Raw genomic sequence first — 24,287 nt, forward strand, 5'->3', positions numbered from 1 at the left:
CAAACTTAATGTCTGAGGGTATTTTCACTCAACCGTAGGATCATTCAACTGATCAATGGCTTAACTGATCGGTGTTAGCCACAGATGGCGGTTTTTTTGTACTTGTCAAAAATGCTATCCCTTTGGGTTTCCCACCAAATAGCTGCACTGAACTTGTCCTGAGAAGCTTAGGGTGTTTGTGGCGAAGATATTACGTTTTGCAGTAGTGCTATATTTAGTGTGTTGCGCTTCTCCTTGGCCGTTTGCAAAATGCTCCAGTCATCAACGGCCGAACAGCTTTCAGAAACTGTCTACAACTCTGAACGTCAATGAAACGGGTGCTGTTTATGATATCTCCAGAAGCAAAAATAAAGATCCAAAACTTTGGTCGATTCCTTTCCAATATGGTGATGCCCAACATCGGTGCCTTCATCGCATGGGGTTTTATCACCGCGCTGTTCATTCCAACCGGGTGGCTGCCCAATGAAACTCTGGCCAAATTGGTAGGGCCGATGATCACCTACCTTTTGCCACTACTGATCGGCTACACCGGCGGTAAGCTGGTTGCTGATGAACGAGGTGGCGTCGTCGGTGCCGTGACAACCATGGGGGTGATTGTCGGTACCGATATCCCAATGTTCATGGGGGCAATGATCGTTGGTCCGCTGGGCGGTTGGGCCATCAAGCATTTTGATAAAGCAGTGCACGGCAAGATCAAAAGCGGTTTTGAAATGCTGGTGAACAATTTTTCTGCCGGTATTATCGGGATGCTGTGTGCAATCTTGGCCTTTTTGATGATTGGCCCATTTGTCAAAGCGCTGTCGACCGCATTGGCTGCCGGGGTGAACGCTCTGGTTAATGCTGGCTTGTTGCCGTTGACCTCTATTTTTGTTGAGCCAGCGAAAATCCTGTTCCTGAACAATGCCATCAACCATGGGATATTCTCACCACTTGGGATCCAGCAGGCCAGTGAAGTCGGACAGTCCATATTTTTCCTGATTGAGGCCAACCCAGGGCCCGGTATGGGACTGTTACTGGCGTACATGGTCTTCGGCCGGGGCTCGGCCAAGCGTTCGGCGGCGGGCGCGTCAATCATCCATTTCTTCGGGGGGATACACGAAATTTATTTTCCGTACGTGCTGATGAATCCCCGCCTGATTCTGGCCGTTATCGCGGGCGGGATGACCGGCGTCTTTACCTTGACCGTGTTCCATGCCGGACTGGTGTCACCGGCTTCGCCCGGTTCGATTTTTGCCGTGATGGTGATGACACCCAAGGCCTCGTTCGTCGGCGTGATTGCCTCGATCCTGGCGGCGATGGGGGTTTCGTTCGTTGTGGCCAGTATCCTGATGAAAGCCCAGCGCCAGCCGACCGAAGATGATGACGATACCGCACTCGAGGCCGCCAGTGCCCGGATGCATGACATGAAATCCGAGGCAAAGGGGCAGCAACCGTCTGGTACGGCGGAGGCGAGCGGCAACTTGGCCCAGGTGTCGAAAATTATCGTGGCCTGTGATGCCGGTATGGGATCCAGCGCTATGGGCGCGAGCATGCTGCGCAAGAAAGTAGAAGCCGCGGAGCTTGATATATCGGTGACCAATTGTGCCATCAACAGCCTGCCGGACGATGTTGATATTGTGATCACCCACCAAGACCTGACCGACAGGGCCCGCCAGCATGCTCCCAAGGCCCGGCATATGTCCTTGGCGAACTTCCTTGAGGGGAGTTTGTACGATGAGCTGGTAGAGAAAATTATCGAGGACAAAGCCGCTCAGGGCTCCGGTGCGGCCCCTCCGGAGGACAGCTGCGATGCTGAAAGCCCTGGTGACACGGCCATATTTCAGCTCACTGCCGATGATATTTTCCTTGGTTTGAGAGCTGGCGGCAAAGAGGAAGCCATTCGCTTTGCCGGAGAAAAGATGGTCGCAGCTGGCTATGTCGAGCCTGAATACGTTGATGCGATGCTCGATCGGGAAAAACAGATCTCTACTTATCTCGGGGAGTCGATTGCCATTCCCCATGGTACGGTCGAAGCTAAAGATAAGGTGCTGAAAACCGGCATCGTGGTTTGCCAGTACCCGGGCGGGATCCTCTTCGGTGACGACGAAGAGGATGTCGCGCGTCTGGTGATTGGTATTGCGGCCCAGAACGATGAGCATATTCCCGTCATTACAGCAATTACCAATGCGCTGGATGAATCGGACAGTATCGAACGTTTGGCCAATACGCACTCAGTACAGGACGTGCTTGAAATCCTAGCGGTTCATAAATAGCGAGTGTGCGCTTGGCGGAGCAAGGGCGAGTATCTACATTGGCGAGTATTATTGATTGGGTAACAACATGACGAGTCGAAATAAAGCGTATCAGCAGCCTGACCAGCCTATTCCTGCAACGACAATGACCTGGAATATGTATGGTGCAGGGCTGGACAGTATTGGCAAAGACAACCGGCCTGAAACTTTTCCCGTCCCAGAGCCCTCTGATGATCAGCTGCTTATCCGAGTGGATGCCGTCGGGCTCTGCTTTTCTGATGTCAAACTGATCAACCAGGGCAGCACACACCCTAAGTTGTACAATCGGGATTTGCGTAAGGAGCCGACACGGCTGGGGCACGAGGCCACCATCACCATCATGAAGGTGGGCAAACACCTCGCCAACCAGTTCAAGGCCGGTGAGCGCTATGCGGTGCAACCTGATATCTACCAGAACGGCAAGAGTACGGCCTATGGCTACACCATTCCTGGCGGCTTGACCCAGTTCCACCTGATTGGCCCGGAAATGCTGCAGACGGATGCGGGCGCCTGCTTGCTCAAAGTCTCAGATGAGCTTGCTTTTGGCGAATCGGCACTGCTCGAGCCGTGGGGCTGTGTGTGGGCATCGTATACCCAGCGCCGTCGCTTGGCGCCCAAGCAAGGGGGAGTCATGTGGATAGTGGGCCAGCCGGGCGATACCGGTGACTATCAGTTCTCTGCGGGGCTAGCATCGCCGGGGACCGTAGTGCTAACCCAGGTTCCGGATGCGTTGAGAACCCTGGTCGAAAGCCAGGCCAGCAACGTCCTTGTCCGGGATGATATCGATCTCGACAGCCTGCCGGTGGCTGTCGATGAGCTGACGGGAGGGGCGGGTTTTGATGATATTGTCGTGCTGTCGCCGCGTTCGGCGTCGGCGCTGACCACTATCGCTAAGTATGTCGCTCGCCGGGGCACCATGAACATGGTCGGGGATCAGCCCCTGGACGGGTTGGTCGATGCCGATGTCGGCCGTTTGCATTACGATTATGTGGCGTTTATCGGCAATAGCGGCCGTGATATTGCCGATTCCTATGGCGATGCGCGAAACCGCTGCGATTTGCGCAAAGGCGGATTGGCGGTGTTTGTCGGTGCCGGTGGCCCGATGGGCCAGATGCATGTCCAGCGCGCCATTGAATTGCAAGATGGCCCGGCCGAAGTCATCGTGACCGATATTAACGACCAGCGTTTGGCCGAGATAGAATCGCGCTTTGCGAGCCTGACCGAGGCTAACAACTGCAAACTGTATACCTACAACCCCACCAGTAGCGATATCAGCTTGCCTGAGTTTGTCAGCGCCAAAAGCCAAGACCAAGGTGCCGATGATGTGGTCGTGTGCGTCCCCAATGCAGGCATCATGGCTGAAGCCGCGACTTTCATGAAGGACGACGGTATGCTGGTGCTATTTGCCGGCGTGCCAAATGGCACCTTGGCTCCGCTCGATTTCAGCTCGGTGTACTTGAGCAATGCCCAATACACAGGTACCTCGGGCCTGACCATCGACGATCAGACTGTGGTCATGGACAATGCATTGTCGGGGAATATCGCTCCGGCGGTCTGTGTGGCGGCCATTGGCGGGATGAATGTGGCAAAAGAGGGGATTCAAGCCATGATCGATGCTCGCTATCCGGGCAAGATCCTGATATTCCCGCAGCTGGAGGACTTGCCGTTGCTTGGGTTGGATGAACTGGCCGAAAAATTACCCGATGTGGCCAAAGCTCTCGGTAAAGGCAATACCTGGAATTTTGCCGCCGAGCAGGCGCTGTTTGAGGCGTTTAACAAGCCGTCGTCATAATTGAGCCCTCTGCGGAGATCACTCTGCGCAGAGGTACCCAAGCAATTTGCCAGCGCGGGTTAGCCAAAGCGGTTTGCCAAAGTCCGGCGTCAAATAGCGGTGCGGTGTTTAGTTGATCTTGAAAAGCTCAACATCAAAGATCAGCACCGAACCCGGTGGGATTGAGCCAATCGCACGGTTGCCGTAGGCCAGCTCGGCCGGGACGAAGAAGCGCGTTTTCTCACCCTCAACCATCAGCTGTACCCCCTCTGTCCAGCCTTTGATCACCTGGTTAAGGCCAAACTGGATCGTCTCGCCACGCTCAACCGAGCTGTCGAATACCGTACCGTCTAGTAGCGTACCGTGATAGTGGACAGTGACTTTGTCGCTTGCTTTCGGGTGTACCGTGCCGGTGCCTTCTTGCAATACCAAGTATTGCAGACCAGATGCGGTGGTTTGTACCCCTTCTTTCTCCTTGTTCTCAGCCAAGAAAGTTTCACCGGCCTGGATGTTTTCGGCTGCGGCTTGCTTGTTGCCTTGGGAGCGTTGCATAAAGAAGATGATTAGCGCGACAAGGGCAATACCCAGAATAATTTTAAACACGTCATTTCCTCATATCGTGTTGATTCATCAGCTGATAGTAGCAGAGCTTATGGCAGGGTGAAAGGTGGGGAGGGCGGTGCGAGATCGCTGGGGATCAGCGAGAACAGCAAACCATCGACCGGGCCGTCTTGGGTCATGATCCGGTTTCGTGCCGTGCACTCAAAGCGGGCCTTGGTCGCAAGGGCGGTACGCTGACTGGCAAGGTTGCCGGTATGGGTGACAATTTCAATCCGGGTCAGGCCAACAGTCTCGAAGGCGAACTGGGCAATAGCCTGGCACGCTTCCTTGGCATAACCCTGGCGCTGGGCACTGGAGCGGATCCAATAACCCATTTCGGCCGAGTTGGACAGTTCGGACAAGTTACTCAGGGAGGCACTGCCGAGAAACGTATCGGTGCTGCGCTCGAACAGAGCAAACTCATAACTGATGTCATAAGTCCAGTTCTGTTGGCTAGCATGGATCCATTCATGGGCATCATGTTGGCTGTATTGGGCGTGGCACCAAGGCAGCCAAGGGGCAAGGCTTTGCTGCGAGTGGTGGATAGCCTCAAGTAAATCTAATAGGTCGGCATTTTTGTAAGGCCGAAGCAATAAGCGCTCGCTGGTAAGTTGGTAGTCTGTTTTCATCCAGTCCACAGTCTCCGTCAATATATCCTAATACCAAACTGGAGTTTACCCAGTGGTAATAGCATAAACTGCAGAGGTGGGATTGTCGCAGGTCTCGCTTAGGTAGGGGCTGAAAATGTGAAAAGGGCTGCGATCTGCAGCCCTTTGGGAACGACTATCAGCTTGTCGACAGCTTTAACCGTCGATACGACGAATTTGGATCACCATCCCCATCAACGGGTGGTCAAGGTAGTGGGTTTCACCACTGCGCATCTTGCGCTGCTGCTGGAATTGGTAGGCTTTGAGGAACTCTTCCACTTTTACCTGTTTTTGAACCTCTTGCAGGTGGCCGATCTGGACGTTGCTTGCCGTGTCAAGAGAGCCGTCAATCGGATCTAGCGGTTCAGCACCGATAATGATCTCTCGGCGGCTTGGCTCGCGAAGGGCAAAGTTAGCCTCTGTGAACAGGAAGTGCTGCACATACACACGCAGCGTGCCGTCCAGCTCACGCAGAGCACTGGCTTCCTCTTGCGCATAACTATCATCTGGGGCTGAAATCAGTGATTCTTCGCTGAAGCCTTCATCCATTTGCGCGTCTGCAGGCTCGCTTGATTGGGCCGATTTCACTGTACCGTCAGCGGAAAACTGGGCGGAGAAGTCTTCGCCAGCGGTGAAGTGAATGCGAGGTGCAGCCGCTCGGCTCAGATCACCTTGGCGCCAGCCAAAGTGTGCTAGCGGGGTAAAGCCCGCGTGCTGCTTGAGCTTACTGTACTGTGAATTGAGCTCAAACTGCGACGACGGCATCGGGGTGATCCCTCGAGCCTGTAAGCGAGCAGTATCACCAAAGTCGATAGCGCCTTTGAGGTTGATAGGCTTTTGGTTATCAGGCCAAGACTCACTGATTTGTTCAGGCGCAATGTTGCGCTTGAACAGGATCACTTCGATATCGAACTGTCGGGCTGCAAGGCTTGGCCAGCTAATGGCGAACAGCAGCAAATAAATGAGATTTTTCAAGATAATACTCCGCACTTAAGTGCTATCTATTATAGAGCGTTTTCTGCCAACTTTGTTAGAAGACCGTCAACATACTTTATTCTGTCTTTTCTGTCACTCATCGGTGCCATGACTTTCAGCTTGGTTGGCCCTTCCATCCGGAAATGTTGTGGCTGTGATTGCAGCAGGCCGACCAGTAAGCCAGGATCGATGTTGGCATTCGGGTTGAATTCGATAAAGCCACCCTTTTCACCGGCTTCAATTTTGCGAACGCCAATACCGGCTGCCTTGAGTTTGATTTGATTGACCACCAATAAATTGGTGGTGGGATCCGGCAGCAGGCCAAAGCGGTCGATGAGCTCGACTTTGAGTTCTTCCAGGGCTTTTTCGCTGTTGGCGCTGGCAATACGCTTGTACAAAGACAGGCGGGTATTGATATCCGGGATAAAGTCTTCCGGTAACAAGGCTGGTAGGCGCAGTTCGACCTCAGTTTGCTGGCGCAGCAGATCATCCAATGAAGGCTCTTTGCCTTCCTTGAGCGCCTCGACGGCTTGCTCGAGCATTTCCATATACAGGGTGAAACCGACAGATTGGATCTGCCCGCTTTGCTCATCACCGAGCAGTTCACCGGCACCACGGATTTCAAGGTCATGGGTGGCCAGGGTGAAGCCGGCGCCCAAGTCCTCCAGAGACGAAATCGCTTCGAGACGTTTGACAGCATCTTTGGTCATGCGCTTAGGGTGCGGCGTAAGCAAATACGCATAAGCTTGGTGGTGTGAACGCCCGACGCGGCCTCGCAGCTGGTGCAGCTGGGCCAAACCAAGGTGATCGGCACGGTTGATCACTATGGTGTTGGCCGTCGGTACGTCGATACCGGTTTCGATAATGGTGGTACAGACCAACAGGTTGAAACGCTGGTGGTAGAAGTCGCTCATGATCTTTTCGAGTTCGCGTTCTCGCATTTGACCATGGGCAAAGGTAATACGCGCTTCCGGGATCAGCTTGGCAAGCTCCTGCGCGGTTTTCTCGATAGAGTCGACATCATTGTGCAGGAAGTAAACCTGGCCGCCACGCATGATTTCACGCAGTACCGCTTCCCGGACCAAGGCATCATCCGATTCGCGGACGAAGGTCTTGATGGCCAAGCGTCGGGCTGGCGGGGTGGCGATGATTGACAAGTCCCGCATCCCGCTCATAGCCATATTCAAGGTACGAGGGATCGGCGTTGCAGTCAGGGTCAGGATATCAACGTCGGCACGGATCGCTTTGAGTTTTTCTTTCTGGCGAACCCCGAAGCGGTGCTCTTCATCGACAATCAGCAGGCCAAGATCATGGTAGTCCACCGAGGCATTGAGCAACTTATGGGTGCCGATCAGGATATCGATTTTCCCCTCGGCCATATCGGCCAAGATCTGCTTCTGCTCCTTGGCCGTTTTGAAGCGTGACAGTACTTCAACCCGGACAGGGGTATTGGCAAAGCGGTCGCGGAAGTTCTCGAAGTGCTGCTGGGCCAACAAGGTTGTCGGCACCAGTACGGTGACCTGCTTGTTGTTGTCGACAGCGACAAAGGCTGCACGCATAGCGACTTCTGTTTTACCGAAGCCCACATCGCCGCACACCAAACGGTCCATCGCTTTGGCCTGGCACATATCCGACAGTACGGCATTGATAGCCAGTGCCTGGTCGTGGGTCTCCTCGAACGGGAAACCGGTACAGAAGTCGGCGTAGGCTTCACGGTCAAGGTTGAATTTGTGGCCCGGTTTCATTTCGCGCTTGGCGTACACATCAAGCAGTTCGGCGGCGACATCACGGACTTTTTCCGCCGCTTTTTTACGGGCTTTGACCCATGTCTCACCGCCCAGCTTGTGGATTGGTGCGGAATCTTCCGCCCCACCGGAGTAGCGGCTGATAAGGTGCAGCGAGGCCACTGGGACATAGAGCTTGGCCCCACCTTGGTATTCCAAGGTGACGTATTCGGTTGTCATCCCCCCCGCCTCCAAGGTTTGCAGGCCGAGGTAGCGGCCGATACCGTGGTCGATATGGACAACCGGCTGGCCGACTTTGAGCTCGGCAAGGTTGCGGATAATGGTATCGGCATTAACAGACTTTTTCTCGTCACGGCGACGGCGTTGCACCACGCGCTCACCCAGCAAATCGCTCTCACAAATCAGGGCGATTTCAGGTTGCTCCAGGACAAAACCGTGCTCAGCTGCACCGATAACGAGGCTGAATTTGCCCGGTGTTGCCAAAGCTTCGGTGAGTGTCGGGGCAACGACAGGACGCAGTTTGATTCGGCCAAGCAGATCGAGCAAGGCTTCGCGGCGGCCTTCAGACGCCACCGAGAAGATAATCTTGCCTGGATAGCTTTCCGAATAGCGGCGCAGTTCGGCCAGCGGCTCTTTGAGCTGGTGGTTGATGGTCAGCTCGGGGATAGCCTGGATCGGCAGGTTATACCGGCCAGCTTTTTCCGGTTCACTGTCATGGCGGATACGCACCTGCGGCAGCGTTTTGAAATGAGTGAACATTTCATCCTTGGTCAGCCACAGCTCTTTGGGCTCCAGCAGCGGGCGCAGAGGATCGACCTTGCGCTGGTCATAGCGATACTCGGCATCATTGAGGAACTGGTCAACGGCCGGCTCTAGCGCGCCGACGGTGATGAGCAGGCTGTTATCCGGCAAGTAGTCGAACAAGGTTTCGGTTTGTTCGAAAAATAGCGGCTGCCAATATTCGATACCCGCAGGCCAGGTCTTTTTGCTGACTTGCTGGTAGATGGATTCCGGCTCGCGGCGTGCCTCGAAGCGCTCGCGCCAGCGCATCCGGAAGTTCTCGATGGCGATTTCGTCGGTCGGGAACTCGTGGGCTGGCAACAGGCGGATTTGCTCGATCTCCCCGGTCGAACGCTGGTTTTCGGGGTCAAACTGGCGGATCGAATCCATTTCATCATCAAAGAAGTCAATTCGGTAAGGTTGGTTGCTGCCCATCGGGAACAAGTCGATCAATGAGCCGCGGCTGGCGTATTCACCGTGTTCGATTACTTGGTCGACATGGCGGTAGCCGGAGGCTTCAAGCTGCAAGCGCAGTTTATCCAGTGACAGCCTGTCGCCGTTGCTGACCATCAGCGCATGCTGGTGGATGAATGCCCGTGGCGTCAGGCGCTGCAGCAGGGTGCTGATTGGTACCAACACGACGCCGTTGGCCTGTTGCGGCAGGGAGTATAAGCGAGTCAGTCTGTCCGAAATAATATCCTGGTGCGGCGAGAAGTTATCGTAAGGCAAGGTTTCCCAGTCAGGGAAAACGCTCACTTCCAGTGAGGTGAACTGGCTAACTTCCGGCTGAAGGCGTAGTGCTGTTTGGGTGTCCGGCACGACAGCCAGGATTGGGCCCTGATGGTCATGGGCCAGCTCGGCGACGGACAGAGCCAGCGCAGCACCGGACACATTACCAATAAATCGGCTGTCGCCCTGTTTGGACGGTAATGGAAGAGAAAGAATAGACTGTGCTTTCATGGTTAACTTTTATTGTCTGATCGCTGTTGGGCGCGTTGGCGCAGAATTTTTTGCTGGAAGTGCAGGGCGGCTCGGATCAGCAAATCCCTGTCATCTTCCATCAAGCATACGTATTTCAAAGCTGTCTCATAGCTGCTGTCTGGCTGAGGTTGGCACTGGGTTACTTCAGCATAGGCGTAAACGGCGGCGGCAGGATTATCAAGGAACAGCTTTAGCCTGACGCTGCTCCCCTCTGCCAGCGCTTGTGGTGAAAAGTAGGACAGTTGACTGGCACCGAAGGTATGGGTGATAAAGCGCAGTTTGGCATCATCTTGCTGGGCAAGCACAAAAGAGAGCAACAAGTTTATTTTGTTGTTTTGTGCCGTCAGGTAATTGGAGAGTGCTTGGAACTCATCTTTTTTAAGCTGGGACAGCGAGTGCTCCAGTCCTTCATCCAAGCTGCTGCATTCACTGGCAATACGAAACAGAGGCGGAATTTCTTGCTGGAAAGCCAGCATATCGGGAACACTTTCACCGTGTGAAAGGGGTTCTACGTTGATGGTCAATCCGGCATGGACTGAAAAATACTCGTCCTGATTCATGTCGCACTCGTTATAAATTAACTATCCTACGATTATCACCCAGCAAATGCATCGGGACAAGTAAAGTGGGCTTAGAGTGGGGGTTTTAACCGCTGTTTTTACATTACTTTTACTGCGCTTAATGGTAATCGGAAGCCGCAACAGGTATGCTTTCGAACAGTTTTTATAAGGATGGTATCTTCTTACTCTATGTTTCATCCCGTATCGTTTTTTATTGGCCTGCGATATCTCAGAGGGCGCTCTGGAGATAGGTTCAGCCGTTTCGTTTCCTATATGTCGACCGCGGGTATTACCGTCGGGGTGCTGTCTCTAGTCACGGTATTGTCTGTCATGAATGGTTTTGAACAACAACTCAAGGAGAGGATCCTTGGTGTAATGCCGCAAGCGGTTGTGTCAAGCCAAGATGGTCACCTTGCCCGAGCCGAGCAACCGCCTCAAGAACTCCAGTCTCTTTCCCATGTCGATATGATCGCACCGCTGACCCGCAGTGAGGCGATTTTGCAAAGTGCCAAGTCTTTGTCTGCAGGTATGTTATTGGGTGTTGACCCTGAAGCCTTCGAGCCTGTGGGCTATTACGTCAACCATGGCGATATTATGGATCTGGAAGCGGGTAGCTATAAGGTTATTCTGGGTCAGGTTCTTGCCAATCAATTGGGCGTGAAGGTGGGCGATAAGGTGCGGCTAATGGTGACCAGTGCCAGCCAGTATACGCCTCTGGGCCGCATTCCTAGCCAGCGAAATTTCGAGGTGGCGGGACTCTATAACACGGGGTCGGATGTCGACGGTCAGTTGATCCTGACCCACATCGATGATGCCGGGCGATTGTTGAGACTGAAACCCGGCCAAATGACCGGATGGCGCTTGTTTGTCGATGACCCGTTTGTGGTCGCCCAGCTTGCCAACCAGCCTTTGCCTGAGGGCATGACCTGGTCGGATTGGCGTGAGCAACGCGGTGAACTTTTCCAAGCGGTAAAAATGGAAAAGAACATGATGGGGTTGATGCTTGGTCTGATCATTGGTGTTGCAGCCTTTAATATCATTTCGGCGCTGATCATGGTGGTGATGGAGAAGCAGGCTGAAGTGGCGATTTTGAAGACACAGGGCATGAGCAGCCGTCAGGTGTTGATGGTATTTATGGTGCAGGGGGCCAGTAGTGGGGTCATTGGTGCGATCATTGGCGGTATTCTAGGTACCCTGTTGGCATTGAACCTAAACGCTATTTTGACTGTCTTTGGTGTGAACCTGATTTCAGCCGGTGGTCAACTGCCAATAGTGATTTCCCCGCTCCAAATTGTTTTAGTGATTGTCGGTGCTATTGTCTTGAGCTTGCTGGCAACTGTTTTTCCTTCCTACCGGGCGGCATCGGTCCGTCCTGCAGAGGCACTTCGTTATGAGTAATGCATTATTGGTCTGTCAGGGCTTGAGAAAAGTTTATCGAGAAGCCCAGCTTGAAACAGAGGTGCTTAAAGGGGTGGGGTTCCATCTCGATGCCGGCGAGCTGGTCGGAATTGTCGGGGCTTCGGGCTCCGGTAAAAGCACACTATTGCATTTGCTGGGTGCGCTGGATGACCCGAGCGAAGGGGATGTGTTTTTCAAAGGCAAAAAACTCAATGCCATGAGTGCCAACAAGCAGGCTATGCTTCGAAATCAGGAGATTGGTTTTGTGTATCAGTTCCACCACCTGCTGGCCGATTTCAGTGCGGTGGAGAATGTCGCGATGCCTTTGCTTATCGGCGGGATCCCTGCGAGCAAGGCTCGTTCGCAAGCCCATAGCATTCTGGAGTTGGTTGGCTTGGGACACCGACTGGAACATCGCCCGTCAGAGCTGAGTGGTGGCGAGCGCCAACGTGTTGCGATAGCCCGTGCGCTAGTAAACAAGCCATCGTTAGTACTGGCGGATGAACCAACCGGTAATTTGGATCATAAAACAGCCCTTGAGATTTATGATCTGATGCGCAAGCTCAATAAAGAGTCCGGTACGGCGTTTTTGGTGGTGACCCACGATAATGAGCTTGCCGGTAAGCTTGACCGCTGCATGCACATGCAAGACGGCGAGCTGCAGCAAGTAGAGGTGGCTTGATGTTCCGACCGCTTTCGCTTTTTATCGGTAGTCGCTTTAGCCGCGCCAAGCAAAGAAACCGGATGGTTTCATTTATCTCGATTTCATCGACCCTTGGCATTGCTGTGGGGGTGGCGGTGATCATCATTGGTCTATCGGCCATGAATGGCTTTGAGCGCGAGCTGCAAAACCGCGTGCTGTCTGTGATCCCGCATGGGGAGCTGGAGGCGGTCAGCCCGCCTTTCGAGGACTGGCAGCCAGTGCTGGATTTGGTGGAGCAGCACCCTCGGGTAACCGCAGCAGCACCGTATGTCCAGTTTACCGCCTTGCTTGAAAAAGGGAGCAGCCTTAAGGCGGTAGAAGTACGCGGCGTTGACCCTGAAAAACAGAAAGACGTCAGTGTGCTGCCTCAGTATGTGAAGGACAATGCCTGGGAGAGCCTAGCAGCAGGCAAGCAGCAGGTTATCCTGGGCCAAGGGGTGGCCGATAAACTGGGTATTGGGGTGGGAGACTGGATCACTGCGATGATCCCGAACCCGGATCCCAGCCTGAAGCTTAAAGCGCCTCACCGTATCCGCCTTCAAGTCGCGGGATTGTTGGCCTTGGCTGGGCAGATTGACCATAATTTTGCCTTGGTGCCTTTGCAAGATGCCCAGCAGTACCTGTCAATGGGCGACGGGGTCACGGGCATAGAACTGAACGTAGACAAGGTGCTTGAAGCACAGAGCATCGTGCGTGAGGTTGGCTTTACCCTGCCTGTGTATGTCTACCTGAAAAGCTGGAACCAGAAATACGGTTATCTTTACCGTGATATTCAGATGGTACGTACCATCATGTATTTGGTAATGGTGCTGGTGATCGGCGTGGCGTGTTTCAACATCGTTTCGACCTTGATGATGGCAGTGAAAGACCGGGCAGCAGACATTGCAATCCTCCGCACCATGGGGGCGACTGATCGGCTTATCCGTTCTATTTTCGTCTGGCACGGTGTGCTGTCAGGGGTTGTCGGTAGTCTATTGGGATCGATTGCTGGTTCACTGGTTGCGGTAAACCTGACTCCGCTCATCAAAGGACTGGAAGGTTTGATTGGCCATCAGTTCCTCTCTGGTGATATCTACTTTGTCGACTTTCTTCCAACGTCATTATCGATGCAAGATGTGATGCTGGTGACATCGACCGCCGTAGTATTGAGCTTTTTGGCCACCTGGTATCCGGCGAAACGTGCTGGTGCCTTGCAACCGGCTACCGTTCTAAGTGCTAAATAACCGAGTACCGTATAGCAGGGAAGTCTGCTTCAAACCGTACTTTTAGGGAAGGGTCAGAATTGTTGATAAATCGTATGTAATGATTTTCAGCCACCTGCAGACTGCTTCGCTATTTTGTCGTTAGTGTTTGAGTTTGCCTGGCTTTGTCATTACATTTTTAGGCCTAAAAAAACCTCGCATCTGCGAGGTTTTTTATTACTTGGCGACTAATCCTTGTGGAGTCTTAGTACCCGGAATCGGCGTTTTTGCCAGCTTCGGACAACAGAGTAGCGCCACAAGCCGCGGATACCGAAATAACCCAAAGCCGAGAAGAAGACGGCGCAGACAGCGCAGCCCATCAGAAAAGGAGGCCCAATCTGGTTCATTTGGTGCAACAGGAATTCCCAGGACAGCTCGAAATGGAAGGCTTGGTGAGGTGTATTCATCAGCCAAGCTCCGACCTTATAGGCGCCGTAAAACATTACTGGCATGGTGATGGGGTTACTGATCCATACCAGGCAAACAGAAAGTGGCAGGTTGACGCTAAAGAAGATGGCGGCGCCGGCAGCCATGATCATCTGGCTGGGAAGAGGTACAAACGCCATAAACAAACCGACCGCAAATGCGCCAGACGCCGAACGGCGGTTAAGGCACCACAAATTGGGGTTGTAAAGCACATTGCCAAATATCTTCAACGCTTTTTGGCGCTTGATGACATCATGGCTAGGCATTATTCGTTTAATTACTTGTCTTGGCATTGTAATTCTATTGTTCACAGGCAGGCTTGAGATGAACAAAAGCGCTGCCGGGGTTGCACTTGGACTGCTATCGCTTCATTTCTGGCTGGCATTGCCAACCTATCATGGATTTATTACAGCCTTAATGATAGGCAGTGTAGTGTGTTTCTTTTTCCGATGGCGACTTTTGATCTATATCGCAATCGGCGCTTGTTTGGCGAATCTCGCCGCAACATCCTATCTAAAAAACGTCCAACTGGCTTTTATTGAGCCGAGGAATATTACCATAGTTGGTGAAGTTAGTAGCCTATTAAATCATAAGAAATTAGATACTTTGTTTGATTTTGTAACGTCAGAATTACGTCAACAAGGTAAACATTCGAGCAAAACTCTGCATTTAAGGCTGAGCTGGCATGACCCAGACAATGTACCGATGATGAAACAAGGGGAGCGCTGGGTGTTAAAGATCAGACTGAAGCCGCCTACAGGCAGGGTAAACCGCGCAGGTTATGATCGGGAGCGGCAATTTGTGGGCCAAGGGATCCATGCAACTGGCGTCGTACTAAGTGGCCGGCGCTTAGAGAGTGGTCAAAATGATCGGGCATCACTTCGCCAGTCGGTGTTTGATATCGCGGTTGATGACACCAACGAACTGGCTCACCAACGCTATTTGCTGGCATTGGGCTTTGGGTATCGTGATGGTTTGCTAGATGAGGACTGGGGGCTGCTGCGAGACAGTGGTCTTGCACACCTGATGGCGATATCCGGGCTGCATATAGGGCTTGCCATTATGCTGGGCTGGTGGTGCGGCGGGGTGCTGCGCAATGTAGCGGGTGACTGGCCGCAAGCAATTTGGCTGCCGCTCTGGCTGGGCGTGGGGACGGGGGCGCTGTATGCGTGGCTTGCTGGGTTTACCCTGCCCACACAGCGGGCCCTGCTGATGAGTATGGTTGCCTTGATTTTACTGCGGCTCCGTATCGTTTGGCCCAGTTGGCAAGTTTTGTTGTTGGCGTTTACCCTCAGCCTGGTGCTGGATCCGCTTGCCTCATACAACGCCGGGTTTTGGTTGTCGTTTTCGGCGGTTGCGGTTATTGCCATTGTTCATGCTGGCGGTGTTAGGTTTGATAGCCATCCAGAGCTGACTGTATTCCAGCACTGGTATGGCAGGTTGAAGGCGTTGGTATTGCTTCAGTTGTCTTTGTTGGCTTTGATGCTTCCGGTACAGTGGCTTTGGTTTGGTGGGTTTTCTCCCTGGGCACCTGTTATAAACCTGCTGGCCGTTCCTTGGGTGAGTATGACCACCGTCCCTTTGGTTTTAGCCGCTGTTATTTTTTCTCCAATTGAACCGATAGCCTTAACTTGTTGGCAGTTAGCCGATTTGACGTTGACGCCTGTGCTTAAGTTGGCGCAGATAGCCCGAGGTGGCTGGTGGACATTAGCCGAGAGTCAGGGAGGGTGGGTTTTATCAGCTACCGCCATTGTGATCTTGCTTTGGTTATTACCGCTCAAAAGATTTGCCGCAGTGATCAGTATATTGGTTATTCTCGCCGGGGTGTGGAATAAGCAAGGGCCAGAAAACCAAAGAGATATCGAAACTTGGCAGGTCGACATGCTTGATGTCGGTCACGGTTTGGCAGTGCTGATTTCGAGCAACAATCGCAGCGTCCTCTACGATACGGGAAATCGCTGGCCGGGAGGCTCTATTGCTAGCTCGGTTATCGAACCGGTATTAAAGCAAAGCGGTCAGAGTCAGTTGGATGGGCTGATATTGAGCCATGCGGACAGTGACCATGCTGCGGGAGCCGAATACTTAGTTGAGACTTTTGCTCCTTTGTGGAAACGCAGTAGTGACTTTCGCGATGGTTACTTACCCTGTACCCGTGGCGAGAGCTGGCGGTGGCAAAGCCTACATTTTCGGGTACTGTGGCCACCCAAGCAAGTGACAAGGGCAGCCAATCCCCATTCTTGTGTGATTGAAATAAAACAGTTCTTTAGTATTAATGAAAACAACAAAGGCAGCGGGCAGGAAACGGAGGGAGTCTCTCTTCTGCTGACCGGAGATATTGATGCGGTTTCCGAACTGTTGTTGGCAAGGCTGGAGCCAAACTTATCACCAGATATCCTACTGGTCCCCCATCATGGCAGTCGCAGTTCGTCGACAACGACATGGCTTAACAAGATGGGCTGGCTTGGCAATATGTCGCCCAATTTTGCGTTGGTATCGGTGGCTCGATATAACCCTTGGCAATTACCTTCAGCTGAAGTGCGCCAGCGTTATCTGGATAGGGGCGTAAATTGGCTTGCGACATCCAAGACCGGTCAAGTATCGCTGCAGATAAGCGGAGGTGACATTCAAGTGATACGTTACCGACAAGACCGGAAAGCTGCTTGGTTCAGGCCTGCCATTTCCCAAGAGTAGCAAGGAAACCTTTGTTTCCTATATGACTGGTTGTTTGAAAATCCAGCAGTATTGTGCCTTGTTCAATGAACTTATTTGGTCTCCGGCATTTATGCGAGTAGAATGGGAAAATTGTCTTTAAGAAAAAATGGTTTCCATGACTACTTCGAACGATCAAACCACTTGGGAGACGTTTAAGCGCCTGTGGCCTTCAATCAGCCTATATAAAGCAGGTATGGCTGTCGCTGTTGTTGCATTGATTATCAACGCCGCCAGTGATGCATTGATGCTCTCGATGATCAAGCCGTTGATGGATGAAAGTTTCGGCGGTATAGATGGTATCGAGTCGAATTTCCTGGCAATGATGCCAATTTATTTATTAAGTTTGATGGTACTCCGCGGCGTAAGTGGCTTTGTCTCGACTTACTGCCTAGCCTGGGTTTCCGGCAACGTCGTAATGACCCTGCGTCGTCAAATGTTCAATCACTTTATGAAAATGCCAGTTGGTTTTTTTGATAAAGAATCCTCCGGTAAATTATTGTCCCGTATTACCTATGACTCTGAGCAGGTTGCATCGGCAACCAGCGGTGCGCTGGTTAACCTTGTGCGCGAAGGGGCGACGATCATTGCCCTGATGGCAATCATGTTCTACAACAGCTGGCAGCTTTCGGCGATTTTACTGGTGATAGCCCCTGTAGTTGCTATCAGCATCCGGGTGGTTTCCAAGCGTTTCCGCCGTATTTCCAAGAATATGCAAGATGCAATGGGCTCGGTGACATCCTCTGCCGAACAAATGCTTAAAGGACACAAAGTGGTGTTGAGCTATGGTGGCCAGCAGGTAGAGCAGGAGCGTTTTGAACATGTGAGTAATCGCATGCGTCAGCAAACCATGAAGTTAGTTTCAGCCCAGGCGATTGCTAACCCAGTCATTCAGGTGATTGCTTCGCTGGCACTGGTTGTGGTGCTGATCTTGGCGAATACCGAATCACTGCGTGAGTCCCTGACGCCGGGTACGTTTGCGCTTATTTTTGGTTCCATGTTTGGCTTGATGCGCCCCCTGAAGTCTCTGACCAACGTGACCTCTCAGTTCCAGCGCGGTATGGCGGCCTGCCAGACACTATTTGGCCTGATGGAAATGGAAACCGAGAAAGATCATGGTCAATATGAAGCTAATCGCGTGAATGGCGATATCCAAGTTAAGGATGTGACTTTCACTTACCCAACCAAAGACACGCCGGCATTGAAAAATGTGAGCTTTGAGTTGCCAGCAGGAAAAACGCTTGCCTTGGTGGGGCGCTCTGGTTCAGGCAAGAGTACCATTGCCAACTTGCTGACCCGTTTTTACGACATTGACTCTGGAAGTATTACCATTGATGGCCACGATATCTGTGACTATAAATTGGCTAACCTGCGCGAGCAGGTCGCGGTTGTTTCCCAGAATGTCCATCTGTTCAATGATACGATTGCCAACAATATTGCTTATGCCAGCGGTGAAAAATACAGTCGCGCGGATATTGAAAAAGCGGCTGAGCTTGCCTATGCCATGGACTTTATCAACGATATGGACAATGGATTGGACACGGTGATTGGTGAGAATGGTGTGAGCTTGTCGGGTGGACAGCGTCAGCGCCTTGCCATTGCCCGTGCTCTGCTGCGCAATGCGCCGGTCTTGATCCTCGATGAAGCCACCTCGGCGCTGGATACCGAATCGGAGCGTGCGATCCAGTCTGCGCTGGACGAGCTGCAGAAAGACCGGACGGTTCTGGTGATTGCCCACCGCTTGTCAACCATCGAGAATGCCGACCAAATTCTGGTGGTCGATGAAGGTGAAATCATTGAGCGCGGCGTTCATGCTGAACTGTTGGCACAAGATGGCGCATACGCCCAGCTTCACCGTATCCAGTTTGGTGAATAATGGCTTCGGTGATTGAAAAGATCTGGTTTGAGGGCCACCCGGCAGGGCTGGTGCTCAAACCTTTGCTATGGCCATTGAGCAAGCTGTTCGGTGCCGTGAGTCGACGCCGTCGTCAGCAGTACCAGTCCGGCCAGAAAGCACCTTATCGTCCGTCGGTACCTGTGGTTGTTGTCGGCAATATTACTGCTGGTGGCAATGGCAAAACGCCTGTTGTGGTTTGGCTTGTGGAACAACTCAAGGCCGCAGGGCTCAAGCCGGGCGTGGTATCCCGTGGTTATGGAGCCAAAGCGCCCCATTACCCGTATTTGGTCGACGGCCAGAGTACCACTGCCGAGGCCGGCGATGAGCCGGTGTTGATCTTTCGCCGTACGGGTGTCCCGGTCGCGGTGTCTCCCAAGCGTGCAGAAGCGGTTCAGCTGATTGAGTCCGATGTCGACGTGATCATCACCGACGATGGCCTGCAGCACTATGCGCTGGCAAGGGATATCGAAATCGTGGTGATCGACGGCCAGCGCCGTTTTGGTAACCAGCAGCTTATTCCTATGGGGCCGTTGCGTGAAGGCTGTGACCGCTTGCAAGAAGTCGACTTTTTGATTTGCAATGGCGGTAAAGCCCAGGGCGGAGAAATTCCGATGCATCTGGTGCCTTCCGACTTTATCAACCTGACTACCGGCGAGCGATGTGAGCCTGCACGGCTGCAAGGGGATGTGGTTGCTATGGCGGGCATTGGTCATCCGCCCCGATTTTTTAATACACTGAAACAGCTCGGTATTACCCCAGTAAAATGTCAGCCATTTGCTGATCACCAGGCGTTCGCCGAGCAAGAATTACAACAGCTGTCCGGGCAAGGGCAGCACTTAGTCATGACAGAGAAAGATGCGGTGAAATGCCACACTTTCGCCCAGCCTAATTGGTGGTATTTGCCGGTAGATGCCGAGATGCCTTCCGATCAGGCTGATAGCTTGATTAACCGGATCATTAAGGTAAAGGAAGAATATGGATCATCGTCTGCTTGAAATCGTTGCGTGCCCAGTGTGTAAGGGCAAATTGAACTTCGACAAAGACAAAAATGAACTGATCTGCAAATTTGATCGCCTGGCATATCCTATTAAAGACGGTATCCCAGTATTGCTTGAGCCAGAGGCACGCACTTTGAGCTCTGAAGAGGTGAAATAATGTCTTTTACCGTGATTATTCCGGCCCGTTACCAGTCTTCGCGCCTGCCGGGCAAGCCGCTGGCTGATATCGCTGGCAAGCCAATGATCCAATGGGTTTATGAGCAGGCGAGCAAGGCCGGTGCCGATCAGGTGATTGTCGCCACCGATGACCAGCGTATTGCCGATGCTGTTAAGGCGTTTGGTGGTGAGGTTTGTATGACTCGTGGCGATCATGAGTCGGGGACCGAGCGTCTGGCGGAAGTGGTTGAGAAATACCAATTGGCTGCTGAGCAAATCGTGGTTAACGTCCAGGGTGACGAGCCGTTGATCCCTGAAAGCATTATTCGCCAGGTAGCGATGAATCTTGCTGGCAGCAATGCGCCGATGGCGACACTGGCGGTCGAAATCGACCATGCCGATGAGGTGTTCAACCCTAATGCGGTGAAAGTGGTGACGGACAAAGATGGTTACGCGATGTACTTCAGTCGTGCCTCGATTCCGTGGGATCGCGATAATTTCGCTAAACGTCCGCAGGAAATTCATCAGAACCTGATGCGCCATATCGGCATCTATGCCTATCGTGCCGGCTTCATTAATACCTACATCAACTGGGAGCCAAGCACGTTGGAGAAAATCGAAGCGCTAGAGCAGCTTCGTGTGCTGTGGTACGGGGAGAAAATCCATGTTGACGTGGCGATTGATGCGCCGCCAGCAGGGGTCGATACGCCGGAAGATTTGGAAAAGGTTCGCGAGCTCGTCGGGTAACCCGAAGGCTGGAAGCTAATTGAATCGATAAACGGGAGGCATTTGCCTCCCGTTTTTTTGTAGGGTTTGAAGGTTAAGGCTCGCTAGATGCCGTGTTGGCTTTGCTTCTAAATAAACGCGTCCAGTTGAGTGGCATCATTGGCACCACGATCAATAAAATGCCCAGCACAGTCAGTGCGTCTGGTATTTCATCAAACCACATTACCCCGAAGGCGGTGACAAACACCAGCCCCGAATATTCAGCTAAGGCAATCTGGCCTGCCGCAGCCTTCTTGTAGCCAATGACCACCAAGGCGTGGTAACCCAGCACGAACAGGTTGATAGCCATGATCCAACCAATATGCCGCCATTCAATATCGGCCCATTGTGGCAGTGCCAACACGAGCGATAGCGGCAGTGTCATAACGCCGGTCCAGAATAGCGTTGATATCAGGTGCTGATCTTTAGGTAGCTTGCGGATCAATATATTACCCAGCCCCATTGCCAAAGCACTGCCGAGGCCGACTATCGCAGCCCAGTGGAAGTGCTCCGGGCGCAATACCACGAGTACCCCCACAAACCCTATGCTGGTCGCAATGACTTTTGACCGCGGCGGCATTTCCTTGAGCAAGAAGACAGACAGCGGAAGCATCAGCAGAGGGCCGACGTAGAACATGGCATTGGCGGTCGCCAGCGGCAAGAAGGTGATCGCCACCATGGCGCAGGCGCTACCCATCAAGATTAATTGGGCGCGCCAGAAGGTGATTTTGCAGCACCCCTGTAGGCGTTTTGCCACAGGAAGCTTTAGCCAAAACGGTAGCAGCATAATCACGCTGAGTAGCTGTCGGATAAAGACATACTGGAAAGTGGGCACTTCACCGTTGAGGATTTTCAGAGAAACATCCGAGAAGGAAGCGAGTAGGTTGGCAGCAACAAGTAGAACGATAGCTTGGTTGACAGGGTTACGCATTGAAACTCAGTGTTTGATAAAGGGTAAGTAAAAAGTGCTAATGCCATATTGTATGGCAAGTGAGGTATTCTACCTATCGAGACTGAAATTTCACTGAGTATTTTTTATTGATGGTAAATGGTAGGGGTAAACGCTGATTTAAACTACAATAATGCCACCCATCATTGTGATAGGTGGCATCGGTTTTCTAATGCTGGGCGTCTAGTCGCTTACGCCTTTGCGGTTTGCTCTTCGATGTCGTTGTCAGCCTCAAACAAGCTGTTGTCCGCTTGGCCCAGCACCCGGGAAGTAATGGTACCGGCTGTCATCGCACCGCTTACGTTAACTGCTGTACGGCCCATATCAATCAACGGTTCGATAGAGATCAGAAGGCCAGCCAGCGCTACGGGCATATCCAGTGCTGACAGGACAATCAGGGCGGCGAAGGTCGCGCCACCACCGACACCGGCGATACCGAACGAGCTGATCGTGACAATCGCAATCAGAGTAAGCATGAAGCCCGGATCAAGAGGGTTAATACCCACCGTTGGGGCAATCATAACGGCTAGCATCGCTGGGTATAGACCGGCACAACCGTTTTGGCCCATGGTGGCACCGAATGACGCTGAGAAGTTTGAGACAGCATCGCCGTTACCCAGTTTCTTCACCTGAGTTTCAACGTTTAGCGGGATGGTACCAGCACTTGAGCGCGAGGTGAACGCGAAAGTCAGCACTGGCAGGATCTTCTTCAGGTAGCGGATCGGGTTCACGCCAACGAACGTGACTAGAACTAGGTGCATTACTAGGATCAGGCCAAGACCCACATATGAAGCAACCACAAAGTTAATCAGGCTAAGAATATCGTCGTAGTTCGAACCTGCCACCACTTTGGTCATCAGCGCAAGCACACCGTAAGGGGTCAGGCTAAGTACCATGCGGACTAGAGTACGAACGACTTCCTGGGCAACATTCATGAACCTCTCGAAGCTCGCGCCGAGCTCTGGCTGGGTGCGGATAACAGTAAGGCCGGCGACACCCACAAAGGCGGAGAAAATCACGACAGCAATGGTTGAGGTTGGACGGCTACCGGCCAAATCGGCAAATGGGTTTGCCGGGAAGAAAGAGATAATCATGTCAGCAAAAGACATCGCCTCTACCGAAGTCAGGCGGGTTTCCAGCATCTCACCGCGGGCGATCTCGCGTGCACCCTGAACAATACCTTCAGCACTTAGGCCGAACATGCTGCTGATCAGGATACCGATAAGAGCAGACGCGGCTGTCGTTGCAAGCAGGATTCCGATACTCAGGCCAGAGATTTTACCCAGTGAGCCAGAATCTTTAACCTTGATAATCGCACCAATAATCGACACGGTGATCAACGGCATGATGATCATCTTCAACAGGCTCACATAACCCGCACCAACAATGTTGACGTAGTCCAGCGTGCCAGCGATAACATCGCTACCGCCACCGTAAATAAGCTGAAGCGCACCACCGAAAAGCACACCAAGGCCCAGAGCGGTAAATACCCGCTTGGACAGCGTTTGTTCTGATTTTTGTTGTTTAACCAACAGGGCAATAATGATGGCGAAGACCGCCAAATTGAGTATCTGAAGCATCGAAACTTATCCTACCGTTGTCGTTTATTTGCAATTCCGTTCTGCAAAATTATCAATCACTAATTGGCGCAATAGTATGATGCGACTCGCAAAACATGAAATGATTTCGATACTTTTGGATATGAACTATCGGTATTTAATAGATCGAAATGTTATTTAGCTTAAACGTTAAGCATCATGGGGTAACTCAAGGGGAGAAATAGCCAGTTAGTCTTAAGACTATTGAGGTGGTGGTCGATTATTCTTTAAGAGGAAAGTAGTGCTTATAACGAGGGGATGATGTACTTAGAGTGATCCGCCGGCAGGGACAAAGCCGGCGGATAGGCAGAAGGAAGGGCTTTATTGAACTGCGGTATCTTCGTCACCTGCTATGGTACGTAATTCTTGCCACCAACGCCCCAGCTTTTCGTACCAGTAGCGCTCGGTTTGCTCGAGGTATTTGGCTTGCGGGCGGTAGCGCTCCCACGGCTGTTCGATTTTATTGCTGGCAAGGAAGTTGGTCGGGGCCGCTGTTGGGTTCAAGCCAACTTTAAGGAATTCTCCCATCGCCCTTTGCATATGGCTGGCTGATGTCACGATAACGAGTTTGTTATCGCCTACGACAGACGCAGCCTGAAAGGCTTCCTCCCAAGTATCTTTGGCGGTTTCAAGTAGCAAAATATCGTTTTTGTTGACCCCCAGGGCTAGGGCAACCTTGGCCATCATCCTCGCCTGGCTGATCTCTGTCCCACCGCCATAGCCTGACAGAATTAGCTTGGAACCAGGAAATAGCCGGTGGATGCGCATCCCTTCGTTCAAGCGCATTAGTGATGTACGTGAAAGTTGCGAGGTGATAGGCATCGCATGATCAATCACATGGCCGCTTCCCAAAACCATGACATACTCTACCGTCTGACCGGACGGGACATAGGGCGGGTAGGCTTTTTCCAGCGGGCGCAGCAGGCTGGTAGCTACCGGTTGGAACGATACAAGGAAGATTCCCAAGAAGGCAAAACCAATGAAAAAGCTTGCCAGTCCCTTGCGGCGGGTAAACCATAGCAGCAGCAGCCCGAACAAGCCGAGCAATAGCATGGCGGGTAGGGGCATGAGTAAAGAAGAAACAATTTTTTTTAGTTCAAACATGCAATGTAGTCCGA

The 24,287-nt window shown here is 52.4% G+C and carries 19 protein-coding genes; 10 read left to right on the forward strand and 9 right to left on the reverse strand.

The features are described 5' to 3' along the window. Positions 1-326 precede the first annotated feature (326 nt). Positions 327-2,252 carry a PTS mannitol transporter subunit IICBA gene (locus tag R2X38_RS04270; RefSeq protein ID WP_317520913.1) on the forward strand — a complete coding sequence of 642 codons (1,926 nt, stop codon included), beginning with the start codon at positions 327-329 and terminating at the stop codon, positions 2,250-2,252. Between the two features lie 67 nt (positions 2,253-2,319). Beyond that, positions 2,320-4,062, forward strand: coding sequence for an alcohol dehydrogenase catalytic domain-containing protein (locus R2X38_RS04275; RefSeq protein ID WP_317520914.1), 1,743 nt, complete (start codon positions 2,320-2,322; stop codon positions 4,060-4,062). A gap of 108 nt (positions 4,063-4,170) precedes the next feature. Here the strand turns inward: R2X38_RS04275 and R2X38_RS04280 are convergent, their stop codons facing one another. From R2X38_RS04280 to R2X38_RS04300, 5 genes are all read right to left on the reverse strand, one after another. After that, positions 4,171-4,644, reverse strand: coding sequence for an FKBP-type peptidyl-prolyl cis-trans isomerase (locus tag R2X38_RS04280; RefSeq protein WP_411184611.1), 474 nt, complete (start codon positions 4,642-4,644; stop codon positions 4,171-4,173). Between the two features lie 47 nt (positions 4,645-4,691). Continuing rightward, the gene (locus tag R2X38_RS04285; RefSeq protein WP_317521677.1) at positions 4,692-5,270 is read right to left on the reverse strand and encodes a GNAT family N-acetyltransferase; all 579 of its coding nucleotides are present in this window, start codon (positions 5,268-5,270) and stop codon (positions 4,692-4,694) included. A gap of 174 nt (positions 5,271-5,444) precedes the next feature. Next, on the reverse strand, positions 5,445-6,263 hold the full coding sequence (locus R2X38_RS04290) for a peptidoglycan binding protein CsiV (RefSeq protein ID WP_317520915.1): 819 nt from the start codon (positions 6,261-6,263) through the stop codon (positions 5,445-5,447). 29 nt (positions 6,264-6,292) lie between these two features. Continuing rightward, on the reverse strand, positions 6,293-9,748 hold the full coding sequence (mfd, locus tag R2X38_RS04295) for a transcription-repair coupling factor (RefSeq protein ID WP_317520916.1): 3,456 nt from the start codon (positions 9,746-9,748) through the stop codon (positions 6,293-6,295). A 2-nt stretch (positions 9,749-9,750) separates the two neighbouring features. Then, positions 9,751-10,329 (reverse strand): PilZ domain-containing protein, encoded by a 579-nt coding sequence (locus R2X38_RS04300; protein ID WP_317520917.1) that lies wholly within the window; start codon positions 10,327-10,329, stop codon positions 9,751-9,753. A 189-nt stretch (positions 10,330-10,518) separates the two neighbouring features. Between R2X38_RS04300 and lolC the strand changes: the two genes are divergently transcribed. Genes lolC through lolE form a run of 3 tightly spaced genes read left to right on the forward strand, consistent with a single transcriptional unit; the run spans position 10,519 to position 13,653 of the window. Continuing rightward, the gene (lolC, locus tag R2X38_RS04305; RefSeq protein WP_317520918.1) at positions 10,519-11,727 is read left to right on the forward strand and encodes a lipoprotein-releasing ABC transporter permease subunit LolC; all 1,209 of its coding nucleotides are present in this window, start codon (positions 10,519-10,521) and stop codon (positions 11,725-11,727) included. Continuing rightward, positions 11,720-12,409, forward strand: coding sequence for a lipoprotein-releasing ABC transporter ATP-binding protein LolD (gene lolD / locus R2X38_RS04310; protein ID WP_317520919.1), 690 nt, complete (start codon positions 11,720-11,722; stop codon positions 12,407-12,409). Before lolC ends, lolD begins: the two co-directional genes overlap by 8 nt. Next, a complete protein-coding gene (lolE, locus tag R2X38_RS04315; protein WP_317520920.1) occupies positions 12,409-13,653 on the forward strand; it encodes a lipoprotein-releasing ABC transporter permease subunit LolE in 1,245 nt (414 codons plus the stop codon). The genes lolD and lolE overlap by 1 nt, the downstream gene beginning before the upstream one ends. A 206-nt stretch (positions 13,654-13,859) precedes the next feature. Here the strand turns inward: lolE and R2X38_RS04320 are convergent, their stop codons facing one another. Continuing rightward, on the reverse strand, positions 13,860-14,390 hold the full coding sequence (locus R2X38_RS04320) for a DUF2062 domain-containing protein (RefSeq protein WP_317520921.1): 531 nt from the start codon (positions 14,388-14,390) through the stop codon (positions 13,860-13,862). A 31-nt stretch (positions 14,391-14,421) separates the two neighbouring features. Between R2X38_RS04320 and R2X38_RS04325 the strand changes: the two genes are divergently transcribed. The 5 genes from R2X38_RS04325 (at position 14,422) to kdsB (ending at position 20,604) form a co-directional block, all read left to right on the forward strand. Further along, positions 14,422-16,788: a DNA internalization-related competence protein ComEC/Rec2 gene (locus R2X38_RS04325; protein ID WP_317520922.1), complete on the forward strand. Its 2,367-nt coding sequence runs from the start codon at positions 14,422-14,424 to the stop codon at positions 16,786-16,788. Positions 16,789-16,924: 136 nt separating this feature from the next. After that, a complete protein-coding gene (gene msbA, locus R2X38_RS04330; RefSeq protein ID WP_317520923.1) occupies positions 16,925-18,682 on the forward strand; it encodes a lipid A ABC transporter ATP-binding protein/permease MsbA in 1,758 nt (585 codons plus the stop codon). Continuing rightward, complete coding sequence (lpxK, locus tag R2X38_RS04335) at positions 18,682-19,698, forward strand: tetraacyldisaccharide 4'-kinase (RefSeq protein WP_317520924.1); 1,017 nt, start codon at positions 18,682-18,684, stop codon at positions 19,696-19,698. Before msbA ends, lpxK begins: the two co-directional genes overlap by 1 nt. Further along, on the forward strand, positions 19,679-19,858 hold the full coding sequence (locus R2X38_RS04340) for a Trm112 family protein (protein WP_039468742.1): 180 nt from the start codon (positions 19,679-19,681) through the stop codon (positions 19,856-19,858). Before lpxK ends, R2X38_RS04340 begins: the two co-directional genes overlap by 20 nt. Next, positions 19,858-20,604, forward strand: a complete 747-nt coding sequence (gene kdsB / locus R2X38_RS04345; RefSeq protein WP_317520926.1) for a 3-deoxy-manno-octulosonate cytidylyltransferase — start codon at positions 19,858-19,860, stop codon at positions 20,602-20,604. The genes R2X38_RS04340 and kdsB overlap by 1 nt, the downstream gene beginning before the upstream one ends. A gap of 73 nt (positions 20,605-20,677) precedes the next feature. Here kdsB and R2X38_RS04350 read toward each other — a convergent pair whose 3' ends face one another. The 3 genes from R2X38_RS04350 to elyC form a co-directional block, all read right to left on the reverse strand. Next, positions 20,678-21,553: a DMT family transporter gene (locus R2X38_RS04350; protein ID WP_317520927.1), complete on the reverse strand. Its 876-nt coding sequence runs from the start codon at positions 21,551-21,553 to the stop codon at positions 20,678-20,680. Positions 21,554-21,762: 209 nt separating this feature from the next. Continuing rightward, a complete protein-coding gene (locus tag R2X38_RS04355; protein ID WP_317520928.1) occupies positions 21,763-23,151 on the reverse strand; it encodes an L-cystine transporter in 1,389 nt (462 codons plus the stop codon). Between the two features lie 339 nt (positions 23,152-23,490). Further along, positions 23,491-24,273 carry an envelope biogenesis factor ElyC gene (gene elyC / locus R2X38_RS04360; protein WP_317520929.1) on the reverse strand — a complete coding sequence of 261 codons (783 nt, stop codon included), beginning with the start codon at positions 24,271-24,273 and terminating at the stop codon, positions 23,491-23,493. Positions 24,274-24,287 lie beyond the last annotated feature (14 nt).

Origin of the sequence: Photobacterium rosenbergii (genome assembly GCF_033022775.1) — a bacterium.
Taxonomy (GTDB): Bacteria; Pseudomonadota; Gammaproteobacteria; order Enterobacterales; family Vibrionaceae; genus Photobacterium; species Photobacterium rosenbergii_A.